The sequence below is a fragment of the Desulfurobacterium sp. genome (assembly GCF_027028515.1).
Lineage (GTDB): Bacteria > Aquificota > Aquificia > Desulfurobacteriales > Desulfurobacteriaceae > Desulfurobacterium_A.
In genome coordinates this window covers 1-21,377 of the sequence record NZ_JALVIW010000094.1, presented here as the reverse complement: position 1 = coordinate 21,377, position 21,377 = coordinate 1, and the positions used below count along the sequence as shown (strand labels likewise).

Here is a 21,377-nt window from a genome sequence, read left to right as displayed (position 1 = left end):
ATTTAACCTCTCAGCGTAGAAAGAGGATTTTTGATAGACATTTTCAAGAAAGGTACTACCCGTTTCAGGTGCTTCAGTAACTTCAAAATCAAGAAGTGACAACGACTCTATTCCAAGAGTTTTTAGCCTTTCACTTATTTCCTCAATTTTATGCCTGTTCTTACTCGCAATTACAATCTCCATCACTAAACCCCAAGAACGCTCTTTTGAATCTCTATAAGTCCCTTAATACCCTTCTCGGCAAGCTCTAAAAGCTTATCAAGTTCTTCCCTGTTAAAGGGACGTTCCTCTCCCGTTCCCTGAATCTCTATAAACTCACCCTTTTCATTTATAACAACATTCATATCAACTTCTGCGGAAGAATCTTCCTGATAGTTAAGGTCAAGGCAGGGAATAGACTCAACAATCCCAACGCTGGTAGCTGCAACAAACGAAGAGATTGCATCTGTCAGTTCAAGTTTCTTTAAAGCAAGATAGAGAGCAACGAAAGCACCTGTAATTGAGGCTGTTCTCGTACCGCCATCAGCCTGAATAACATCACAGTCTATCCATACAGTCCTCTCACCTAACTTTTCAAGATTAACAGCACTTCTCAAAGCCCTTCCTATCAAGCGCTGAATCTCCTGTGTCCTTCCAGAAAGTTTCCCTTTAGCCGCCTCTCTAACATTCCTCGTTGCTGTCGCCCTCGGGAGCATAGAATACTCAGCAGTTATCCATCCCTTTCCAGAATCCTTTAAAAAAGGCGGAACCTTCTCCTCTACAGAGGCCGAACAGATAACCTTTGTATCTCCAACTTCTATCAGACACGAACCCTCCGGATATCTAACGTAATCAAGCGTTATTTTTACAGGCCTAAGTTCATCATAATCCCTTCCATCTGGTCTAACAAACATCAACAGAAACCTCCTCTATGGAAAAAGACTCTCCCATTATCATTTCAGCAATCTTCCTAAAACGTTGACTCATGTCACTTACAAGAATTCTAACCTCTCCCTTTTCATCGCCTTCTCTTTTATTGAGAAGTTTTCCAGTTTCAAGTGCCGTTTCCTCAGCAGAATCTACCAATTTTATATTATTACACACTTTTCCAATAATATTTTTCAGTAAAGGATAATGAGTACAGCCAAGAACAAGCGTATCAATATCTTTATTCCTTAACTCCGAGAGGTACCTCTCTGCCACCATGTATGTAATCTCATCATCAAGCCAGCCTTCTTCAATCAAAGGAACAAACAGCGGGCAGGGTTTCTCAAAAATTTTTAGAAAAGGATTGATGGAAAGTATCTCTCTTCTGTAAGCACCACTCTTAATAGTCGCCTCTGTCCCTATAACTCCGATGTTTCCCGTCCTTGTTGCCTTAACAGCAGCTGCAGCTCCAGGTTTAACAACACCTATAACAGGAATATCCATCTCTCTTTTCAGTATATCAAGGGCGTAAGATGAAGACGTGTTGCAGGCAACAACAATAAGTTTCACATTAAATTTTCTCAAAAGTTTTGCATTCTCAAGACTATACCTTATTATGGTTCTCTCAGACTTAGTCCCGTAAGGTACTCGGGCTGTATCACCAAAATAGATAAAATCTTCTTCCGGATATCTGTCTCTTATTGCCTTAAGAACAGTAAGGCCACCAACGCCAGAATCAAAAATACCTATAGGTCTTCTCTCCATAAGCTTCCCTTTACAAAACTGATTTAATGCACTACTTTTAAAATTTAAGCCACTGTAAAACAGGGAGATAAATTGAGAAGTTGTAAAGAAATTATAGAAAAAGTTAAAACCTATAGGGATAGTTTTGACAGTAAACTCATAGAGAAAGCTTACAAATACTCAAAAGAAAAACATGAAGGACAGTTCAGAAAATCTGGTGAACCTTACTTTTCCCATCCAGCAGAAGTAGCATACATATTAGCCGAAATGAAAATGGATGTTCACACGATAGCCGCCGGCCTACTCCACGATGTTGTAGAAGACACGGATACAACAATAGAAGAGATAGAAAGAGAGTTTGGAAAAGAGGTAGCTTTTATCGTTGCCGGTGTTACAAAACTTGAACAGTATAAGTTTTCAAGTAAAGAAGAGAGAAACGCGGAAAGTTTTAGAAAACTTTTAATCTCTCTTTCTGAAGACATAAGGGTCCTTATAGTGAAATTAGCAGACCGCCTTCACAATATGAGAACACTTGACAGCAGAAGTCCAAACGGACAGAGAAGAACTGCAAGAGAAACGTTAACAATATACGCACCACTTGCCAACCGACTCGGCCTCTACAGAATCAAAAATGAACTTGAAGACCTGTCTCTAAAATACCTTGAGCCAGAAATATACAGAGAGCTTCAGGAAAAGGTAAAAGAAAAAAAGAGAGTAATAAGCACATACCTTTCAGAAATTATAGAAACCGTCAGGAAAAAACTTGAAGAGAACGGGATAGAAGGTGAAATACAGTGGCGATTTAAACACATATACGGTATCTATAACAAAATGGTAAAAAAAGGTATCCCCTTTGAAGAAGTTTATGATGTCGCAGGAATAAGAATAATAACAGACACCGTACCAAACTGTTACGTTATAGCGGGACTTATTCACAGCCTATGGATGCCTGTACCGGGCAGAATTAAAGATTACATAGCGGTTCCAAAGCCAAATATGTACCAATCACTTCACACAACAGTAGTAGGACCCCGGGGACAGTTTATAGAGTTTCAAATAAGAACACACGAAATGCACCAGATAGCAGAGATGGGAATCGCTGCCCACTGGAAGTACAAAGAAGGTGGCGGTAAACTCTCTGAATCTGAAAGGGAAAGATTCCTCTGGCTAAGAAATCTCTTAGAATGGGTAAAAGAGGAAAAGGATACAAAAGAATTTATGGAAAACGTCAAAAGTGACCTATACGAAGAGGATATTTATGTATTTACACCTAAAGGTGACCTCAAAACACTTCCAAAAGGCGCAACGCCGGTTGACTTTGCCTACGCAATACACACAAGTGTTGGACACAGATGTATAGGTGCAAAGGTGAACGGTAAACTTGTTCCTTTAAATCACATACTCAGAAGCGGAGATAAAGTAGAAATAATAACCGGAAATATTGAAAATCCAAAAAGAGACTGGCTTGCTTTTGTAAAAACTTCAAAGGCAAGAACTGCCATAAAATCGTTCATAAAAAAACAGGAAAACGAAAAAGCAAAAAAATTGGGTGAAAGTATTGTCGAAAAGATAATCAGGAGAAGTGCCGGAAAAGGCATAAGCTTTTTATATGAAAACGACTTTTCAGAACAGTTAAAATCTCTCGGTTACTCATCACTTGAATTTGCTCTAATTGATGTAGGATTTGGAAAACTTGACGGTGAAAAGTTAGTAAGAAGACTTTTGGGAATCCAGGAAGAACAGGAAAAGAAGAAAAAGAAAGAGAAGAAAAATGAAGGTGCCGACATTATTATTGACGGTATAGAAAACATGCTGGTTACACTGGCAAAGTGCTGCCATCCACTTCCTGGCGATGACGTTGTTGGCATTGTTTCAAAGGGCAAAGGAATAGTAGTTCACACAAAAAACTGTGTTGTGGCTCAGCAGGTACTTGAAAGCGCTCCAGGAAGAGTCCTCTCAATAGAGTTTAAACCGTCTGATAAGCTCTACCCTGCAAAGATAAGAGTCTTTGTAGAAGACAGACCCGGGATGTTAGCTGCCGTATCGGCAAAGATAGCGGATACAAAAACAAACATTGCAAGTGCCTACACACGAACAATTGGGGGAAAAGCAATCCTTGATTTTACACTACAGGTAAAAGATGTTTCTCAGCTTCAAAAAGTTATAAATGCGATAAAATCAACAAAAGGCGTAATAAACGTCAAAAGAATAAAAAGAGAAAAGGTACAAATTAGATAATTTTGTGGAGGCGGCGGGCGGATTTGAACCGCCGAATAAGGGATTTGCAGTCCCCTGCCTTGCCACTTGGCTACGCCGCCAATATGGAGCGGGCGACGGGACTTGAACCCGCGACCCCAACCTTGGCAAGGTTGTGCTCTACCAACTGAGCTACGCCCGCGCTAAGGGTTATTATACTAAATCTATGGTGCGGGAGGAGGGAGTCGAACCCTCACGCCACAAGGACACTGGATCCTAAGTCCAGCGCGTCTGCCAGTTCCGCCACTCCCGCATTAAGTGGGGTGGGAGACGGGACTTGAACCCGCGACCGCCGGGGCCACAACCCGGCGCTCCACCAGCTGAGCTACTCCCACCACTATGCGGGAATAAAAAAATGGCTGGGGCGGCAGGATTCGAACCTGCGAATGGCGGATCCAAAGTCCGCTGCCTTACCGCTTGGCTACGCCCCAACTCAAATTGCAGAACAAAATTTAACCCACCAGCCCTTTCTTTGCAAGGGGGTAATGTCTATTTTTCTATTTTTATCTATGATAGCAAAAAGGCTTGAACCACTTCCACTCATTAAAACCTTTGAACCTACAACATCTTCAACTAACTTTTTAGCTTCCATAACCTCTTTTATACAGGGTGCAGCAGAAGACTCAAGGTCATTCCACATATTCTCTCTTAGAGTGTTAAAATCACCTTTCATAAGAGGAATAAGTATCAACCTCTCAGCATCCTCTATTCCCATTTCTCTCTTTATTGGTGGAAGATGTTTATAAACTTCCGCCGTTGAACAGAAGATATTTGGATAAACAAGAAGAATATTAAATTTCTGTTTGCCGTAGAATATAAGCTTTTCCCCTCTACCGTAACCTACCGCAAGTCCTCCCTTAAGAAAAAAGGCAACATCAGAACCTATCTCTGCAGCCATGCCCATCAATTTATCTTCATCAACAGGATAGTTATATAGCATATTTAAACCCTTTAAAACAAGAGCAGCATTGGAGCTTCCACCTCCAAGTCCAGCCCCAATGGGTATGTGTTTTTCAAGGGTTATACTAACCTTCGGTTTTATACCTGTATGCTTTGAAAATACTTCACAAGCCTTGATTATCAAATTGTCATTTCCTGCCGGAACAACAGTCGACCCTGCAACATTCAATTCAAGTTGTCCTGACTGCTGAATGGAAATGTAATCAAAAACGTTAATGGTATGAAAAACAGTCAGAATATCATGATAACCGTCATCCCTTTTCCCGTTAACCCAAAGGGATAAATTTATCTTTGCCGGAGATGGTAATATTATCTTCATAGCAGAAGTATTATAACACTTCAAAGGATTTAAATTATGACAACACTGTCTGTATCAATGATTGTCAAAAACGGTGAAAAATACCTGAGCGATGTCTTAAGAAGCGTAGAAGACCTGGCTGATGAAATAATCGTGGTAGATTCAGGTTCGACGGACAAAACAGTTGAGATAGCAAAAAGCTACGGTGCTAAAGTTGTTTTCAGAAAATTCGATAACTTCATAAACCAGAAAAACTATGCTCTATCACTCTGTACAAAGGATTGGGTCCTCTTTCTTGACGATGATGAAGTTGTTGACGAAAAACTAAAAAGAGAGATTGAACTTGTAAAGAAACAAAATTCAGAGTACAAAGGTTTTTATATAAACAGACTCACAAATTACCTTGGAAAATGGATAAAACACGCATGGTACCCTGACTGGCAGCTGAGACTTGCAAGGAGAGACTCTTGCAGATGGGAAGGTGATGAGGTTCATGAAACGTTAAAAGTTAACGGAAAAACGGGTTATCTTAAGGGAAACCTCCTCCACTACTCATATCCAGATATAGAAACGCACCTTAAAAAGCTCAACCTATACACAACACTTTACGCTAAAGGTGCTCACAAAAGAGGCAAAAGATTTTCAAAAACAAAACTTATAACCTCGTCCATTGGAGCATTCATCAGAAGATACTTCATAAAGAGAGGATTCCTGGACGGATTTGAAGGATTCGTTGTATCGGTTATGAGTTCTTATTATACTTTTTTAAAATATCTAAAACTGTGGGAAATTGAGAAGAGGAGTGAAAAGAGATGATACCATTTATATTTAAATGGACAGTTGTCGCACTTACAGTATTTGCAACTTTTATTCTTATACTTATGGCGGTAGGAACCACAATAAGAGCTATTAGAGAGAGGAAAAAGTAATTGTTTGCCGAAGTGGCTTTAAACATACCTCTTGATAAAACGTTTATATATAAAGTGCCTGAAACGGTATCTTCAAAACCGGAAGTAGGTAAGCGCGTAATAGTTCCCTTTGGTAAAAGTGACTTCTTAAAAACAGGAATAATCGTTTCTCTAAAAGAAACGAGTAGCGAGATAGAAGAAACCTACATAAAGGAAATATTTGATATACCGGACGATTTTGTCCTATTTACAGAAAAAAACATAAAACTTGCAGAGGAAATTGCCAGAAGGTACGCTTCGGCTATTGGCGAAGTTCTATTTTTCTTTCTCCCTTCAGGATTCATCATTGAAGAAACAAGTTACGTCTATCTTAAAAGAAACGAACATGTTAAGGGAAAAACCGAACAGCAGATAATAAAATACCTTAAAAGTAAGAAAGGAAGAGTAAAACTCATCACACTTGTAAGAGCTATTAAGGGGAAATCAACCTATTCCACCGTCAAAAATCTTATAAGAAAGGGAATCATAGGAAAGGAAGAGGATATAACGTACACCCTTCTCCCAACTCAAAAAGTTGCAGTTCTAAAAGAAATCAAACCGGTAAAAGGAAAAAAAGAGTTAGAAGCCATTGAAATCTTAAAAAAGATAAAAGAAATACCAATAAAAGACTTAAATAAAAGAGGGATCTCCTACAACACGATAAAGAGACTCACCAATAAAGGCATTATAGAAATTGAAGAGAGAGAACACCTGATAGACATTAAAAAAAAGGTACTTACAGACAATAGAAAAATAATTCTGACAGCCGATCAGAAAAGAGCACTTAACGCAATACTGAATGGAAAAAATGAAACATTCCTCCTTTATGGAGTAACCGGCTCTGGAAAGATGGAAGTTTATCTCCACGCTGCACTTGAAACAGTCAAGAAGGGAAAAAGCGTTCTCATACTGGTTCCAGAACTTTTACTAACACCTGAATTAAGAGCAAGGGTGGAAAGTTACTTTGGCGAAAATATTGTTGTTTTTCATAGTAAACTCAGTAAAAAAGAGTTAGTCTCTCAGTGGTTAAAAGCTGTCAAAGGAAAGAGCAAGGTTTTCATAGGCACAAGAATGTCTCTTATGCTTCCCATAAAAGACTTAGGATTAATAATCGTAGATGAAGAACAAGACACATCCTACAAAGAGCAGCAGAAGCCTCTCTACCATGCAAGGGAAATGGCCGTTAAAAGGGGAAGTATAGAAAAGTGTCCTGTAATACTTGTATCGGCAACACCATCAGTTGAAAGCTACTACAGAGCATCTATTGAAAAATATAGAGCCTTAGAACTTAAAAAAAGAGTATCAAATATACCGCTTCCATACATAAAGGTGGTGAATCTGAAAGAGGAAAAAAGGATTGGCATATTTTCTGAATCACTAATTTCAGCCATAAAAAACACGGTGAAAAAAGGTGAACAGGTACTCCTCTTCATCAACAGGAGAGGTTTCTTCTCATCAGGGTTTTGCCCAAAGTGCGGTTTTGTGGCAGAGTGTGACGACTGCGCTGTTCCTCTCGTCTATCACAAAAACATGAACAGGCTTATATGTCATATATGCGGTAAAAAGTATAAACCTCTCTTCAGGTGCCCCGAATGCGGAACAAAACTTGAATTTAAAGGCTACGGAACAGAAAGGGTTGAAGAAGAAGTTAAAGTTCTCTTTCCCGATTTCAGAATCGTAAGGCTTGACCAGGACACTGTAAAAAACCCAACAAAAGGCGCCAAACTGATAGCAGATATAAAAAACGGAAACTACGACATAATTGTAGGGACACAAATAGCAAGTAAGGGACACAATTTTCCAAAACTTACCCTTGTTGCTGTTCTAATGGCAGACACGGGATACCTTCTTCCGGACTTTCGTTCGGCAGAAAGAACATTTCAAACAATCGTACATACAACAGGTAGAGCAGGAAGATTTAAACCTGGCGCTGCTATTATTCAAGCCTTTGACCCTGAAAATCCCGCAGTCAAATATGCAGCAGAGTACAAGTTTGATCTGTTCTACAAAGAAGAAATAGAGGCAAGAAAAATTTTTAATTATCCACCTTTTTCATACCCTGTGCTTTTAGAATTCCAGATAGAAAAGACCTCTAAGTTTGGCAAAATTGAAGAGAAATTCAATATTCTGAAAGAAAAGATAAAACCTTACTTTAATGTGCCACCACTCAACCCGGCTCCCATACCAAAAGTGTCTGGAAGATACAGATTTATAACCTTTATGAGGGCAGCAACTGAGGAAAACCTTTTAAAAGGTATAGAGATACTTAAGAGAGAAATGCCCATACTTTTCAGGGGCGTAAGGTATAGAATTGATGTTGACCCTGTTTATCTTCTCTGACTTGAAGTTTTTACAAACAGCAATTACTTTATCAGTATAAACAGTACCACTGGAGAAAAAATGGCCTGTAAAGAGTGTTCCGGAACAGGATGGATTATTATAAAAAGCAACGGCAGAAGGGAAGCGGTAAGGTGCAGGTGCCAGTTTCACATATTAAAAAAAGAGTTTTCCAGGAATTCAGGCATTCCAAGCAGATATAAGAAGTGTAAATTTTCCAACTTTAAACCTGAAACGATATACCAGAAGAGAGCTTTAAGGCTCTGTAAAGAATTCTTTAAACTCTATCCATTTGTTGATAAAGGACTCGTACTTTACGGACCACCCGGTGTTGGGAAAACACACCTTGCAGTTGCTCTTCTTAAAAACATCTTAATCTACAAGGGATTAAGAGGAAAGTTCGTCGATTTCAGAAACCTTCTAATAGACATTAAAACAACATTTGACACAAAAGAATCGTCTCAGGAACTGCTCCACAGAGTAATGGAAGCTCCTCTCCTCATACTTGATGATGTTGGTGCAGAAAGAACAACAGACTGGGCAAAGGATATCCTATCTACAATCATAAACTACAGATACACAAAAAATCTACCTACAATAATAACGACCAACCTCAGTTTCAACTCACCGCTTGATGACAGCTTCTCTTCCCGTTTTGACAAAAGAACAGAATCAAGAATCTATGAAATGTGTAAATTAGTAAGGGTGGAAGGAAATGACTACAGAAAAGAGGAAAGCTAAATATAGAAACATTGGCATTATTTCAAACCCAACTAAAAGAGATGCAGCAGAGGGCGTCAAAAAGATAATATCGCTCCTTTTGGAAAAGGGAGCGGTTGTCTGGACAGAAGAGGAAACGGCATCGTTGTTACCACAAGAGATGGTAAAAAAAGTAAAAGTCGTTGATAGAGTGTGCCTCCCAGACAAAATTGAAGTAATGATAGTTCTTGGAGGTGATGGAACCTTTTTAAACGTCGCAAGGCTTATAGACAAAAAACCCGTTCCCATCTTAGGCGTAAACTTTGGAACTTTAGGATTTTTAACAGAATTAACTATGGACGAAATAGAAAAAAGCATAGAAAAACTTTTAAACGGAAAGTTTATAGTCGAAAACAGACCTGTAATAAGAGTGAAATTAACAAGAAGAAACGGCCACATAGCCATCTACAGATGCGTTAATGAAGTGGTAATAAAGAGAGATACATTAGCACGAATAATAGAGGTTGAACTAAAAGCAAATGGAAAGTTTGTCAGTACTTTCAGAGGTGACGGCCTTATAGTTGCAACGCCAACAGGTTCTACAGCCTATTCACTATCAGCCGGCGGACCCATAATATTTCCTACGTTAAGCGCCATGCTTATAACACCTATATGCCCCCACACGCTCACCATGAGACCACTCGTAATAGACGGAAACATTGTATTAACTGCGCAGCTAAAAACGACAAGTGAAACGGTAATGGTGATTTTTGATGGTCAGGAAGGAATAGAACTGAGAAAAGGGGATAGATTGGACATAGCAAAATCACCCTACGACCTTCTCATACTGAGAGATCCCGACAAATCGTACTATCAAACCTTAAGAGAAAAGCTCCACTGGGGGTAGAAATGAAAAAGGTGTTTATATTGTTCTTTTTGATCTTTACCTGTTCATCTTCCGCAGCAACGTTAAAAACGCCGGAGAGTGCCCAGATTTATCATGGAAAAATATACGTTTCAAACATAGGCAACCTTCCTCCATCTGCAAAAGATGGAGATGGATTCATAGCAGTTTTAGATCTTAACGGAAATTTCAATAAAATTCTTACAAGGGAATTAAACGCTCCAAAAGGAATAACATTTGCAAAAGGAAAACTGTTTGTAACAGACATAGACAGAGTTTTAGAAATAGACCCTCACAGCGGAAAAGTAGAAAAAATAATTCCGATCAAAGGTTCTCAATTTTTAAATGACATAACAACAAATGGTAAAGAACTGTTTATTTCTGACACACAGACAAACACCATATACAAAATTCCTCTATCAACCTTTGAACCGGAAGTTTTCATCAAATCTCCACTTCTTGAAGGACCAAATGGACTGATATTTAAAGGAAACACGCTACTGTGTGTAACATGGAATACAGGAAAGGTATTGGCAATAAAAAACGGCAAGATAGAAACTCTCTGTAAGGTCAACGGAAACCTTGACGGAATAGTCGTAACAGATAAAGGAAACGTTCTCTTTTCAGACTTCAGAAACGGCATTATTTATGAATTAGAAAACAACAAAGCCGTACCTGTTTTTAAAGGCTTAATCACACCAGCGGACATAGGATACAAAAATGGTATACTAACCGTACCTCAATTTTATGCTAATAGTGTTAAAATTTTAAAGGTTAAAAGATGAAAGAAGCGAAAAAGATAATCATAATAACCGGACTCTCAGGAGGCGGAAAATCTACCGCCGCTAAATACCTTGAAGATCTTGAGTTCTATTGTATAGACAATATTCCACCAGACCTCATTCCAAACCTTTTCCACCTTATAAGCGAAAATCCTGAAATTCACAGAGCCGCTCTCGTTCTTGATATAAGAAATCCAAAATTCAGAGAACTTGCAGGTGGCATGCTCAGAAGATTAAAAAAAGAGTTTCCTGAAGTTGAAGTCTGGTTCTTTAAAGCTGACGAAAAAACACTTATAAAACGGTTCAGCGAAACAAGAAGGCCACATCCACTTCAAAGATATGAATCTGAAAAAAGTCTTCAAAAACTTATAGAAGAAGAAATTGAATACCTGAAACCTGTAGAAGAAGAAGCGACAAAAATTATAGATACATCCCATATGACGCCTCACGAACTCAAACAGTTTATAAAAGACCTCATAGCCGGTGGAAAGGGAACGTTCAAGATAACGTTTCTATCCTTTGGCTTTAAGTACGGCATACCACAGGAAGCAGACAACGTTTTTGACGTAAGATTTCTTCCAAATCCCCATTTTGTCCCTGAACTTAGGGCAAAAACGGGAATGGATAGAGAGGTAAAAGAGTTTATTCTTAAATTTCCTGAAACACTATCTTTCATAGAAAAACTGAAGGATCTTATCTCCTTCACAATTCCACACTACTACAAAGAAGGAAAAAGTTATCTAACTTTTGCCGTTGGATGCACTGGCGGACAGCACCGTTCAGTGGCAATTGCCGAAATTCTTGCGGAAGCAGCCGCAAAAGAGTTTCCCGACTTTGATGTATTTGTGGAGCACAGGGAACAAAAAGAAAGAAAAAAAGTTAAGCAGTAACCTCCCTTCCCCTTAAAATCTTCATTATCCTTTCTGCTATCTCTTTTCCTGTTAATCCCAACTTTTCCCTCAACAGCATCTGGTCACCATGTTCTATAAACATGTCAGGAACCCCAATGTTATAAACTTTCCCATCATACCAGCTACTTAAAAACTCATCAACAGCACCGCCAAGACCACCCTTAACTGTGTTCTCTTCAACTGTTATGATAAGACTGTGCTTCTTTGCTATATCGGTTAAAAGAACCTCATCAATCGGCTTTATAAATCTTGCATTGACAACCGTAACGCTTAAACCTTTCTTCTCAAGTTCTTTTGCCGCTTCAAGGGCCTGATTTACCTCCCATCCCGCAGCAATAACAGCAAGGTCCTTTCCTTCCTTTAAAATTTCCCAGCTTCCTATCGGAATATCTTTAAAACCGCTTTCTATATCGACACCCGTTGCAGCTCCTCGAGGATACCTTATGGCAAATGGAAGTTTTGACTTAACAGCGGTGTATAAGAGATTTCTCAGCTCATTTTCATCTTTTGGTGCAGAAACAATAACGTTTGGCACTATTCGAAGGTAGGAAAGGTCAAAAACACCGTGATGCGTTGCACCATCTTCGCCCACAATACCGCCTCTATCAATTGCAAAAATAACGGGAAGTTCCTGAAGTGCAATATCGTGGATAATCTGGTCGTAAGCCCTCTGAAGGAACGTTGAATATATGGCAACCACAGGTCTTAGCCCCTTCTTTGCAAGTCCTGCTCCAAATGTAACGGCGTGCTGTTCGGCAATACCTACATCAAAGTACCTGTCTGGAAACCTTTCCTGAAACTTATCAAGTCCCGTTCCCGAAGGCATGGCAGCCGTTATTGCAACAATTCTCTCATCTTCACTAGCAAGCTCTATAAGGGCATCCGAAAAGACTGAAGTCCACTTTGGAATGGGCTTTTCAACAGAAACGGATATCTTTTTCTTTGGAACACCGTGAAACTTGTCCGGTCTTTCCTCTGCCGGTTCATATCCTTTGCCTTTTTTAGTTAAAACGTGAACGAGCGTAGGTCCTTTCATCTTCGAAACATTTTCAAGAACGGGAATAAGCGTCTCCAAATTGTGACCATCAACAGGACCTATGTATCTAAAACCAAGCTCTTCAAAAAGCATACCTGGAGGAAACAATCCTTTAACTATTAAGTCTTCAAAACGCTTCATTCGCTTGTATATACGTTCACCAAAAATCTTTTTAACAACCTTTTCAAAATGTCCCTTCGTCTTTCTGAGCCACTCATCGGTAGTGACTCTAATAAGGTAGTTTGCCATGGCGCCGATGTTTGGCGATATAGACATCCTGTTGTCGTTAAGGATAACAATTAAATCCTCCTTCAGCTGACCGGCGTTGTTTAGACCTTCATAAGCCTCACCTGCCGTTAAGGCACCGTCACCAATTACGGCAATAACCTTTCCCTTTTCGCCTTTAAGCCTCTTTGCAACCTTTATTCCAAGAGCTGCTGATATGGAAATGCTGCTATGACCCGCACCAAAGGCATCATAGGGACTCTCTTTTATTGACGGGAAGCCTGAAATACCTTTATACTGTCTGAGCGTTGGAAATCTATCTTTTCTGTCTGTAAGAATCTTGTAAGAGTAGGCTTGATGTCCGACATCCCATACTATCTCATCTTCAGGCGGCGAAAAAACCTTTAAAAGTGCTATTGTAAGTTCAACAACACCCAAAGAAGATGCAAGATGTCCTCCTGTTTTGGTTACAACATCTATTATGTACTTTCTCAGTTCTTCTGAAAGCTGTTTTAACTCATTTATGGAAAGTTTTTTTAAATCTTCAGGACCGTTTACTCTATCCAAAATCAATAAACTACCTCCCCTCTAAACAGTACCCATAACTATTATAAGAAATCAATACTCCCGCTCCACTACGAAACGGGCTATCCGTTCAAGAGGTTCTCTCTTTTCCTCATCAAAAATCCCAAGCAGGCTAACTGCTTTATTTACAGCCTCTTCGGCCTTTTTCCTTGCTCCTTCCACGCCGTAGAAGGTAACAAACGTAACCTTTCCCTTTTCAACATCAGAACCTACATTCTTTCCTATCTTTGACTGGTCACCAATAACATCAAGAACATCGTCTATTATCTGAAAGGCATAACCAATAAGCTGCCCATAGTTTCTCAAAACCTCTATCTCATCTTCACTGCCACCACCGACAATACCACCTGAAACAACAGAAGCGGTTATCAAGGCACCTGTCTTGTGTCTGTGAATAAATTCAAGCTCTTCAAGTGATACATCCTTTCTCCCTTCTGCTTCCATATCACACTGCTGTCCCAACACCATACCAAGCATGCCGGCAGCCTTTCCAATTTCAGAGATAACCTTTAACTTTAATTCCGAATTAAGAGAACAATCGGCTAAAACCTCAAAAGCCCTGTTCAAAAGGGCATCTCCTGCTAAAATTGCCGTAGCTTCATCAAACTTTTTCCATGTTGTTGGATGTCCCCGCCTTAACGTATCGTTATCCATGGCAGGAAGGTCATCATGGACGAGAGAATAGGTGTGAATCATCTCAAGCGCCACAGCAACAGGAACAGCCTTTTCTATATCTCCTCCGACAATCTCACAACCGGCCATACAAAGTATTGGTCTTAACCTCTTTCCACCAACAGTAAGAGAATACTTTACCGCCTCGTAAAGTCTCTTACCAAACGGCAGCTCCTCAGGAAGATAATCTGTCAAAATTTCATCTATGAAAGCTTTTCTCTCTTTAAGATACATCTTAAGATCCATACTTCTTTTCCTCGCCTTTAATGAGTCTCACGATATTAGCGTAGTGTTTAGCTATTATTACAAAACCTGCAACGGCTACAAAAAAGAAATGGTCAGGACAGGGAGAAACAAGAAATTTAAAAGCCACAATGTACGTTGCAACTGCCGTTATTGAACTAAGTGAAACATACCTTGTAATGGTAAAAATGAAAATAAAAACGCACACCGCAAGAAGAGCATTTATCGGTGAAATAACCAGAAATGCACCTATACCTGTTGCGACTCCTTTTCCTCCTCTAAACCTTAAAAACGGTGAAAAGCAATGACCTAAAACGGCAAAAAGAGCTGCCATAAGCTGATAGTGAAGCGGCAGTCCGACAGATTTTACAACCAGAACGGGAATAGCACCTTTCAGTGCATCAAGTATCAGAACTAAAAGGCCAACTTTTTTTCCTAAAACTCTTGAAACATTTGTAGCACCAATATTTCCACTTCCGTACTTTCTAACGTCAACACCTTTCAGTTTCCCTATTATGTAGCCAAAAGAGATGGAACCTGAAAGAAACGAAAGAACAACTATCAAAACCTTTAACGTAGCACTATCCATTTTCTTCTCCACTTAATCTAAAAAAGTTATAGAAGTAGATTGCGCCAGAGTAAATAGCAACAAAAGCTGAAACCATTAAAAGAATTTCTCCGTAACGCTTAAAACCAGAAAGGAGAAGCAGAATAGAAACCATTATAAACACGGTTTTCAACTTCCCAAAACTTCCAGCAGGAAGAACCTTTCCCTTTGAAGCCGCAATTGCCCTTAATCCCGTAACTGCTTCTTCCCTTGCAACTATCGCTGTAACGGAAAATGGATCACACAGATGCTTGTAGGTCAAAGCAATCAAAACAGACGATGTAAGAATTTTATCCGCAACAGGATCTAAAAGCTTTCCAAAGTTCGTAACGCTTGCCATGCGCCTTGCAAGATAGCCATCTAAAAAATCTGTAAGGGAGGAAATTATAAAAAGAACAAAAGAGACCATATACATTCCGTCAACAATAAAGAAAACTATAAACGGAATAAAGAGTATTCTCAAAAAGGTAAGCGTATTAGGAATGCTACTCATCTTTAAATCTTCATAGGCATTATTACACATTTTATCTGAGGCTCTTCACTGCTTTCAAGTAAAATCTGAGTCATAGGACCATCCATTGAAATGGTGATAGTATCACTATCGAAACTTCCAACAGCCTCTACCATATGTTTAACGTTGAAAGCTATTTCGAACTCCTCACCGTTGTACTCACAGGGAACTTCAACCTCAGCTTCCTCACTGGCATCTATAGAATCAAAACGCCTTGCAACAAGTTTTACTCTGTCCGGATTAAAGATCATAATAACAGGTTGAGTATCATCCCTCTCGTATATGACTGAAACCTCTTTGAGTGCCGTTAAAAATTCATCCTTATTAACCACAGCTTTAAGCGGATTATCTTCTGGAATAACAGCCATGTAGTCCGGATACTCTCCTTCAATAACAGAGCTGAAAAGGTAAGTGTCATCTATCTCAAAAAATATCTGATTACCTTCGGTTGAAATCTTAACTTCACCACTTCCCTTTAAAAGTCTCTTCAATTCCCCAAGTGTTCTCTTTGGAATGATAACACCAAATTCTGCAACAGAAGCATCCATAACATAGAGGGCCAACCTATGACCATCAGTAGCAACCGCATCTATTCTCTCACCGTTGGAATTTAGATAGACTCCCATAAGGTTGTACCTTACCTCATCTCTGCTCGCCGCATATGCGACCTTTCTGATAGCCTTATCAATTTCTTCCGAAGGCAATGAAACTTCGTTTTCACCTTTTATTTTTATCTGCGGAAACTCATCAGGCGGCAGGGTGGCAAGTGAAAATCTTGATCCCATTGTTCTTACTGTAAACATGTTTCCTTCCACTTCACACTCTACCTCTTCAACGGAAAGGCTTGAAACAAGCTTCATCAGTTTCTGAGCATTTACCGTAGTATTACCTTCTTCTATTACTTCACAGTTAACAATTGTCGCTATACCTATATCAAGATCCGTTGCGTAAAGAGAAAGTGTGTTGTCACTGGCAGCAAGAAGTATGTTCGAAAGAATCGGAATGTTGCCCTTTCTGTCGGCTGCCGGCGCAACTTTTTTCACAGCCTCTTTTAATACTTCCTTATTTATTTTAATTTTCATTTTGAAGTTTCCTCCCTTTTGGATTCATCATAGTCATATAGTGCACATAATTTATGCAAAAACTGTTTAGCCCTTTATATTGTATAAAATTCCTGCAACAGTGTGTGGATAACTATGTGGATAACTATGTGGATAAGTTTTAACTTATCCACAGTTTGAATAAATTTCTGTGGATAAGTGGAACGCTTTTTAGTTTATCCACAAGTTTAGAGTTGTCCACAACAGTTATCCACAAGACTTATCCACAGTAACTGTGGATAACTTACACCGATGTATCTATCAAGCGCGTTAGCGTGCTCTCGATCTCTGTAATAATTTGATTAATTTCTGTGTCTTTTTCTCTTAGCTCTTTTATCCTGTTAAACGCGTGCATGGCAGTTGTGTGGTCACTTCTGTTAAAAGCTGATGCAATCTTTGGAAATGAATAGTTCCCAAATTTCTTACACAGGTACATGGCAACTTGCCTTGCTAATGCTATGTGTTTTTTTCTTGAGCTTCCGTCAAGTTCTTCAATGGTTACGCCCATAACCTGAGATACGACTTTTTTAATCTCATCAACAGGTAGGTGTTCAGACTCGTTTGATGTTGGTTGAGCTATTCCGGGTTCTATTCTTAGTGCACTTTTCACCAATTCTTCGTCAAGAGGCTTTCCTTCGAGTTGAGCTTTAGCTTTAAGTTTCAGTAGTGCCCCTTCCAGCTGTCTGATGTTTGATTTTATTCTGCTTGCTATGAGCTTGAGGACTGAATCTGAAACTTCGATTCCCTCATCTTCCGCTTTACGCCTCAGAATTGCTATTCTCGTTTCAAAGTCTGGTGGCTGTATATCAGCGATCAATCCCCACTCGAAACGGCTTCTAAGTCTTTCTGTAAGCATCGGGATTTCTCTTGGTGGTCTATCGCTTGTCAGAACAACTTGTTTTCCTGAGCCGTGAAGCGCGTTGAATGTATGGAAAAACTCAATCTGAGTCCTGTCTTTACCGCTTATGAACTGGATGTCGTCAATGAGAAGAACATCAACGGTTCTGTACTTTTCTCTGAATTCTGTCATTCTGTCGTTTCTCAGCGAATCTATGAGGTCGTTCATAAAGCTTTCCGTAGTAACGTAAACAACCGTTTTTGATGGATACATCGTTTTTATGAAGTTTCCTATTGCCTGCATAAGATGAGTTTTTCCCAGCCCCACACCTCCATATATAAAGAGCGGGTTGTAGGCTTTTCCGGGATTTTCGGCTACTGCTATCGCAGCAGCATGGGCAAACTGGTTGCTTGCACCGACTATAAAGTTTTCGAATGTGTATTTGGGATTCAAGTTGGACTCTATCTTGTTTTCTGCCTTTTTCTTTTTTGCCCTTAAATCTAATTCAAGGACTCTTGCGGTATTACCCTTTAAAACTATTGATATGTTAAGGGGCTTGCTAAAATTTTTGGCAACTACATCTTTTATGGCGGGGAGGTATCTCTTTTCTATAAGCTCTTTTGTTATGTGGTCTTTTGCCTTGATTACCAGTTTGTTGCCGGTTATAGATACAAATTCAAGATCCTTTATCCAGGCTTTGTATTCATGGCTTTTGATGGACTTTTTTAGGTCATTTAAACACTTGTCCCATATAGCCTTCACTCTATTACCTCCCCGTAGAGCTGGAAATATGCATTTACCATTTTATCAACTGTGAAGTTTTTGTTAACGAATTTGCGGGCGTTAATTATAAGGCTTTTTCTCAATTTTTCATCCCTTAAAATCCTTATAACAGCGGTAGAAAGTGCCTCAGGATTGTTTTTGGGAACCAAAAGTCCCGTTTTCCCGTTAATTACGACCTCTCTTACGCCTCCCGCGTCTGTCGCAACAACAGGAACTTCTAACATCATAGCTTGAAGAATAGTACTTCCAAGGCCTTCGTTGTTTGATGTCAGGACAAATACATCAAGTGCTTTTATATAGTTCAAAATATCTTCTTTAAATCCTAAAAATTTTATTCTGTCTGATATTTCTCTATCTTTAGCATACTTTTTGAGCTGATTTAGTAATTTTCCACTTCCTATAATCGGGAAAAATGAGTTTTTAATTTGTTTTGAAATTAGATTAGCCATGTCTATAAATAAAAACTGGTTTTTTTGTTCAGTTAAAGCACCAACATTTCCTATAAGTATATTATTTTCGAAAGATTTCTTTATTTGTGTTACTTTCTTTATATCTATTTTATTATTAATATCCCTTTCTACACTACTATAGATTACTTCTGATTTTATTCCAGATTCTTCCAATATTTTTTGTACAGTTTTTGTTATAGATATGATTTTATCAGTGTTACGGTATTTAAATTTTGTTAAAAAATTATTTTTAACAGGGTAATCTACCCGTCTTGTGTATATGACTTTTTTTCTATGAATTGGTTTCGAAGCTACTGATATGTTGTGTCCCTTTGCGTTGTGTGCATGTATTATATCTGCCCATTTTCCTTCTGTTCCAAGGATAAATATATCTTTTATCTGGTTGCCGGTTAAATCTACCGTTTTTATTCCCGATTTTTTACATCTTTTCCACAGTTCTTCACCTTTTACACATGCAACGGCTTGATTAACATTCTTTTTGTTTAGGCCTTTTAGTAGGTAGAAAAGCTGCTGTTCTCCACCTCTCCAGCCTTTTTCTGTATCAACGTGGATAATTTTCATTTTAGTTCCCATCTCATTTTTGGTAACAGGTATAATATCATCTCAGATCCCTTTCCATTAAATTTCCGGAGGTTACCATGCGTTTTTCAAGGCTCTTTGCACCGACTTTAAAAGAGTCACCTGCAGATGCAGAAATACCAAGTCATAAGCTTCTTATTAGAGCTGGATTTATAAGAAAAAAGGCTGCTGGCCTTTACGATATTCTTCCTCTTGGAGTTAGAACTCTTTTGAAGATTGAAAAGATAATAAGAGAGGAGATGAATAGTGCCGGTGCTCAGGAGGTTTCTCTTCCAGTAATGCATCCTTCTGAGCTGTGGATAGAGAGCGGTAGATGGAATGTTTATGGAAAAGAGATGATTAAGTTTAAAGATAGGCATGAGAGGGATTATGCCCTTGGACCAACAGCTGAAGAGATGATAACAGACCTTGTAAGGAAAGAGGTAAGGTCTTATAAGCAGCTTCCGCTTAACCTATATCAGATAGGTAAAAAGTTTAGAGATGAGATTCGTCCCCGCTTTGGTCTTATGAGATGCAGGGAATTTATCATGAAGGATGCATACTCTTTTCACGTTAGCAATGAAGATGCTGAGAGAGAATACTGGAATATGTATGAGACCTATTCAAGAATATTTAAAAGAATGGGACTTAACTTTAGAGCAGTTGAGGCTGACACGGGCGAGATAGGGGGGAAGTTTTCCCACGAATTTATGGTTATTGCAGATACGGGAGAAGGAAAACTTGTTTATTGTGAAAAGTGTGGTTACGCTGCAAGCACGGAGAAGGCGGAACAGTACAAAGCGGTTATTCCAGAAGATAGAGAATCTCTCTTTAATTCTGTTAAGGAAGTTTACACGCCTGATGTTAAATCGATTGAGGATGTTGCAAAGTTTCTACGTGTTAAAGAATCTTCTCTTGCCAAGTTACTTGTTATTATTGCTGAAGGTAAGCCATATGCGGTTCTCTTAAGAGGTGATAGAGAGATTAACGAACTTAAACTTTCAAGGCTTCTTAAAGTCAAAGATTTCCGGTTTGCCACTGATGAGGAAGTTAAGGAATTAACAGGGCAGGAGCCAGGATTTCTTTCACCTATGAATATAAAGATTCCTCTAATTGTTGATGTTTCTATTGCTGAGATGGTTAACTTCTATACTGGAAGTGGCAGAAAAGATTATCACCTGAAGAATGTTAACTGGGGAAGGGATTTTCCTGTTGAAAAGTTCAATGACATTTCGGAGGTTAAAGGTGGCGATAGGTGTCCCCGTTGCGGCGCGCCTCTTATTGAAAAGAGAGGTATTGAGGTGGGACACATATTTAAATTAGGCACAAAGTATAGTGAAGCTATGAATTGTGTCTTTGTAGATGAGAACGGTAAAGAGAAACCCATGGTTATGGGATGTTACGGCATAGGTGTTACGAGGGTTATGGCTGCAGCTGTTGAACAGAACTATGATGAATGGGGAATTATGTGGCCTGTCGCAATAGCACCTTTTGAGGTAGAGGTAATTCCCGTTAATGTTAAAAACAGTCAGCAGATGGAAATTGCAGAAAGAATTTATAAAGAACTTGTTTCAAAAGGCATTGATGTTCTCATGGACGATAGGGATGAGAGGGCTGGATTTAAGTTTAAAGATGCTGATTTAATAGGTATTCCTTATCAGATTATTGTCGGTAGAAAGGTGTCTGAGGGTGTTGTTGAGATAAAAATTAGAAGAACCGGTGAAAAGAGAGAAGTACCTGTAGAACAAGCGGTTCAGGAAGTTTTAAATTTGTTAGAAGTTGAAGTAAAAAATTTGTAAAAAAATTCTTTTCTGGGGGTTGACACCCTCCCACTCTTTTCTTATATTTCCTCATGCGTTGTCCCCATCGTCTAGCCCGGCCTAGGACACCGGCCTTTCACGCCGGCGACGGGGGTTCGAATCCCCCTGGGGACGCCAATTTAATTTTTAAGCTTGATTTAAAGGGGAGCGGAAGTTTAGTCTTCATCATACCCCCCTTTTCCCCC

General features: G+C 39.2%; 19 protein-coding genes and 6 tRNA genes. 9 read left to right on the top strand and 16 right to left on the bottom strand.

Annotation, left to right across the window (positions count from 1 at the left end):
• The 3 genes from MV676_RS07945 to murI all read right to left on the bottom strand — a co-directional run.
• The coding region (locus tag MV676_RS07945; RefSeq protein WP_297446556.1) for a non-canonical purine NTP pyrophosphatase at window positions 1-183 on the bottom strand (183 nt) is incomplete at its 3' end.
• A 2-nt stretch (window positions 184-185) separates the two neighbouring features.
• Window positions 186-893, bottom strand: coding sequence for a ribonuclease PH (gene rph, locus MV676_RS07940; RefSeq protein ID WP_297446554.1), 708 nt, complete (start codon window positions 891-893; stop codon window positions 186-188).
• Window positions 883-1,671 (bottom strand): glutamate racemase, encoded by a 789-nt coding sequence (murI, locus tag MV676_RS07935; protein ID WP_022847499.1) that lies wholly within the window; start codon window positions 1,669-1,671, stop codon window positions 883-885. The genes rph and murI overlap by 11 nt, the downstream gene beginning before the upstream one ends.
• A 72-nt stretch (window positions 1,672-1,743) precedes the next feature.
• Between murI and MV676_RS07930 the strand changes: the two genes are divergently transcribed.
• The gene (locus MV676_RS07930; RefSeq protein ID WP_297446552.1) at window positions 1,744-3,888 is read left to right on the top strand and encodes a bifunctional (p)ppGpp synthetase/guanosine-3',5'-bis(diphosphate) 3'-pyrophosphohydrolase; all 2,145 of its coding nucleotides are present in this window, start codon (window positions 1,744-1,746) and stop codon (window positions 3,886-3,888) included.
• Between the two features lie 5 nt (window positions 3,889-3,893).
• Here the strand turns inward: MV676_RS07930 and MV676_RS07925 are convergent.
• The 6 genes from MV676_RS07925 to ispE form a co-directional block, all read right to left on the bottom strand.
• Window positions 3,894-3,968 (bottom strand) — tRNA-Cys (locus MV676_RS07925).
• 4 nt (window positions 3,969-3,972) lie between these two features.
• Window positions 3,973-4,048, bottom strand: a tRNA-Gly gene (locus MV676_RS07920).
• 25 nt (window positions 4,049-4,073) lie between these two features.
• Window positions 4,074-4,159 (bottom strand) — tRNA-Leu (locus tag MV676_RS07915).
• 6 nt (window positions 4,160-4,165) lie between these two features.
• Window positions 4,166-4,241: transfer RNA gene (locus tag MV676_RS07910), tRNA-His, on the bottom strand.
• Between the two features lie 21 nt (window positions 4,242-4,262).
• Window positions 4,263-4,337 (bottom strand) — tRNA-Gln (locus MV676_RS07905).
• Between the two features lie 2 nt (window positions 4,338-4,339).
• A complete protein-coding gene (gene ispE, locus MV676_RS07900) occupies window positions 4,340-5,185 on the bottom strand; it encodes a 4-(cytidine 5'-diphospho)-2-C-methyl-D-erythritol kinase (protein WP_297446550.1) in 846 nt (281 codons plus the stop codon).
• Between the two features lie 36 nt (window positions 5,186-5,221).
• Here ispE and MV676_RS07895 point away from each other — a divergent pair, with 36 nt between their 5' ends.
• The 6 genes from MV676_RS07895 to rapZ all read left to right on the top strand — a co-directional run bounded on the left by MV676_RS07895 (window position 5,222) and on the right by rapZ (window position 11,723).
• Window positions 5,222-5,980, top strand: a complete 759-nt coding sequence (locus tag MV676_RS07895; protein ID WP_297446547.1) for a glycosyltransferase family 2 protein — start codon at window positions 5,222-5,224, stop codon at window positions 5,978-5,980.
• Between the two features lie 113 nt (window positions 5,981-6,093).
• Window positions 6,094-8,451: a primosomal protein N' gene (gene priA / locus MV676_RS07890; RefSeq protein WP_297446544.1), complete on the top strand. Its 2,358-nt coding sequence runs from the start codon at window positions 6,094-6,096 to the stop codon at window positions 8,449-8,451.
• A 60-nt stretch (window positions 8,452-8,511) separates the two neighbouring features.
• Window positions 8,512-9,189, top strand: coding sequence for an ATP-binding protein (locus MV676_RS07885; protein ID WP_297446541.1), 678 nt, complete (start codon window positions 8,512-8,514; stop codon window positions 9,187-9,189).
• Window positions 9,164-10,054 (top strand): NAD(+)/NADH kinase, encoded by an 891-nt coding sequence (locus MV676_RS07880; RefSeq protein ID WP_022847493.1) that lies wholly within the window; start codon window positions 9,164-9,166, stop codon window positions 10,052-10,054. Before MV676_RS07885 ends, MV676_RS07880 begins: the two co-directional genes overlap by 26 nt.
• A 2-nt stretch (window positions 10,055-10,056) precedes the next feature.
• Window positions 10,057-10,836 (top strand): ATP/GTP-binding protein, encoded by a 780-nt coding sequence (locus MV676_RS07875; protein ID WP_297446537.1) that lies wholly within the window; start codon window positions 10,057-10,059, stop codon window positions 10,834-10,836.
• Window positions 10,833-11,723, top strand: coding sequence for an RNase adapter RapZ (rapZ, locus tag MV676_RS07870; RefSeq protein ID WP_297446535.1), 891 nt, complete (start codon window positions 10,833-10,835; stop codon window positions 11,721-11,723). Before MV676_RS07875 ends, rapZ begins: the two co-directional genes overlap by 4 nt.
• On the opposite strand, the gene dxs is transcribed toward rapZ, so the two are convergent.
• From dxs to MV676_RS07835, 7 genes are all read right to left on the bottom strand, one after another.
• Window positions 11,713-13,578, bottom strand: coding sequence for a 1-deoxy-D-xylulose-5-phosphate synthase (gene dxs / locus MV676_RS07865; protein WP_297446532.1), 1,866 nt, complete (start codon window positions 13,576-13,578; stop codon window positions 11,713-11,715). The genes rapZ and dxs overlap by 11 nt on opposite strands.
• Window positions 13,579-13,623: 45 nt before the next feature.
• Entirely contained in the window at window positions 13,624-14,508 is an 885-nt protein-coding gene (locus MV676_RS07860) for a polyprenyl synthetase family protein (protein WP_297446529.1), read from the bottom strand.
• Window positions 14,498-15,094 carry a glycerol-3-phosphate 1-O-acyltransferase PlsY gene (gene plsY, locus MV676_RS07855; protein WP_297446527.1) on the bottom strand — a complete coding sequence of 199 codons (597 nt, stop codon included), beginning with the start codon at window positions 15,092-15,094 and terminating at the stop codon, window positions 14,498-14,500. The genes MV676_RS07860 and plsY overlap by 11 nt, the downstream gene beginning before the upstream one ends.
• Window positions 15,087-15,605, bottom strand: a complete 519-nt coding sequence (gene pgsA, locus MV676_RS07850) for a CDP-diacylglycerol--glycerol-3-phosphate 3-phosphatidyltransferase (RefSeq protein WP_027720084.1) — start codon at window positions 15,603-15,605, stop codon at window positions 15,087-15,089. Before pgsA ends, plsY begins: the two co-directional genes overlap by 8 nt.
• Before the next feature lie 2 nt (window positions 15,606-15,607).
• Complete coding sequence (dnaN, locus tag MV676_RS07845) at window positions 15,608-16,705, bottom strand: DNA polymerase III subunit beta (RefSeq protein ID WP_297446524.1); 1,098 nt, start codon at window positions 16,703-16,705, stop codon at window positions 15,608-15,610.
• Between the two features lie 262 nt (window positions 16,706-16,967).
• On the bottom strand, window positions 16,968-18,323 hold the full coding sequence (dnaA, locus tag MV676_RS07840) for a chromosomal replication initiator protein DnaA (RefSeq protein ID WP_297446522.1): 1,356 nt from the start codon (window positions 18,321-18,323) through the stop codon (window positions 16,968-16,970).
• Window positions 18,320-19,375, bottom strand: coding sequence for a glycosyltransferase family 4 protein (locus tag MV676_RS07835; RefSeq protein WP_297446520.1), 1,056 nt, complete (start codon window positions 19,373-19,375; stop codon window positions 18,320-18,322). Before MV676_RS07835 ends, dnaA begins: the two co-directional genes overlap by 4 nt.
• Window positions 19,376-19,452: 77 nt before the next feature.
• Here MV676_RS07835 and MV676_RS07830 point away from each other — a divergent pair, with 77 nt between their 5' ends.
• Together MV676_RS07830 and MV676_RS07825 are read left to right on the top strand one after the other, a co-directional pair.
• Window positions 19,453-21,171: a proline--tRNA ligase gene (locus MV676_RS07830; protein WP_297446518.1), complete on the top strand. Its 1,719-nt coding sequence runs from the start codon at window positions 19,453-19,455 to the stop codon at window positions 21,169-21,171.
• A 60-nt stretch (window positions 21,172-21,231) separates the two neighbouring features.
• Window positions 21,232-21,309: transfer RNA gene (locus tag MV676_RS07825), tRNA-Glu, on the top strand.
• Window positions 21,310-21,377: the final 68 nt, after the last annotated feature.

Excerpts from the sequence above, each read along its gene's own strand:
- rph (WP_297446554.1), bottom strand. The coding sequence starts at position 893 with ATGTTTGTTAGACCAGATGGAAGGGATTATGATGAACTTAGGCCTGTA.
- murI (WP_022847499.1), bottom strand. The coding sequence starts at position 1,671 with ATGGAGAGAAGACCTATAGGTATTTTTGATTCTGGCGTTGGTGGCCTT.
- ispE (WP_297446550.1), bottom strand. The coding sequence starts at position 5,185 with ATGAAGATAATATTACCATCTCCGGCAAAGATAAATTTATCCCTTTGG.
- MV676_RS07895 (WP_297446547.1), top strand. The coding sequence starts at position 5,222 with ATGACAACACTGTCTGTATCAATGATTGTCAAAAACGGTGAAAAATAC.
- MV676_RS07885 (WP_297446541.1), top strand. The coding sequence starts at position 8,512 with ATGGCCTGTAAAGAGTGTTCCGGAACAGGATGGATTATTATAAAAAGC.
- MV676_RS07880 (WP_022847493.1), top strand. The coding sequence starts at position 9,164 with ATGACTACAGAAAAGAGGAAAGCTAAATATAGAAACATTGGCATTATT.
- MV676_RS07875 (WP_297446537.1), top strand. The coding sequence starts at position 10,057 with ATGAAAAAGGTGTTTATATTGTTCTTTTTGATCTTTACCTGTTCATCT.
- rapZ (WP_297446535.1), top strand. The coding sequence starts at position 10,833 with ATGAAAGAAGCGAAAAAGATAATCATAATAACCGGACTCTCAGGAGGC.
- MV676_RS07860 (WP_297446529.1), bottom strand. The coding sequence starts at position 14,508 with ATGGATCTTAAGATGTATCTTAAAGAGAGAAAAGCTTTCATAGATGAA.
- plsY (WP_297446527.1), bottom strand. The coding sequence starts at position 15,094 with ATGGATAGTGCTACGTTAAAGGTTTTGATAGTTGTTCTTTCGTTTCTT.
- pgsA (WP_027720084.1), bottom strand. The coding sequence starts at position 15,605 with ATGAGTAGCATTCCTAATACGCTTACCTTTTTGAGAATACTCTTTATT.
- dnaN (WP_297446524.1), bottom strand. The coding sequence starts at position 16,705 with ATGAAAATTAAAATAAATAAGGAAGTATTAAAAGAGGCTGTGAAAAAA.
- MV676_RS07835 (WP_297446520.1), bottom strand. The coding sequence starts at position 19,375 with ATGAAAATTATCCACGTTGATACAGAAAAAGGCTGGAGAGGTGGAGAA.
- MV676_RS07830 (WP_297446518.1), top strand. The coding sequence starts at position 19,453 with ATGCGTTTTTCAAGGCTCTTTGCACCGACTTTAAAAGAGTCACCTGCA.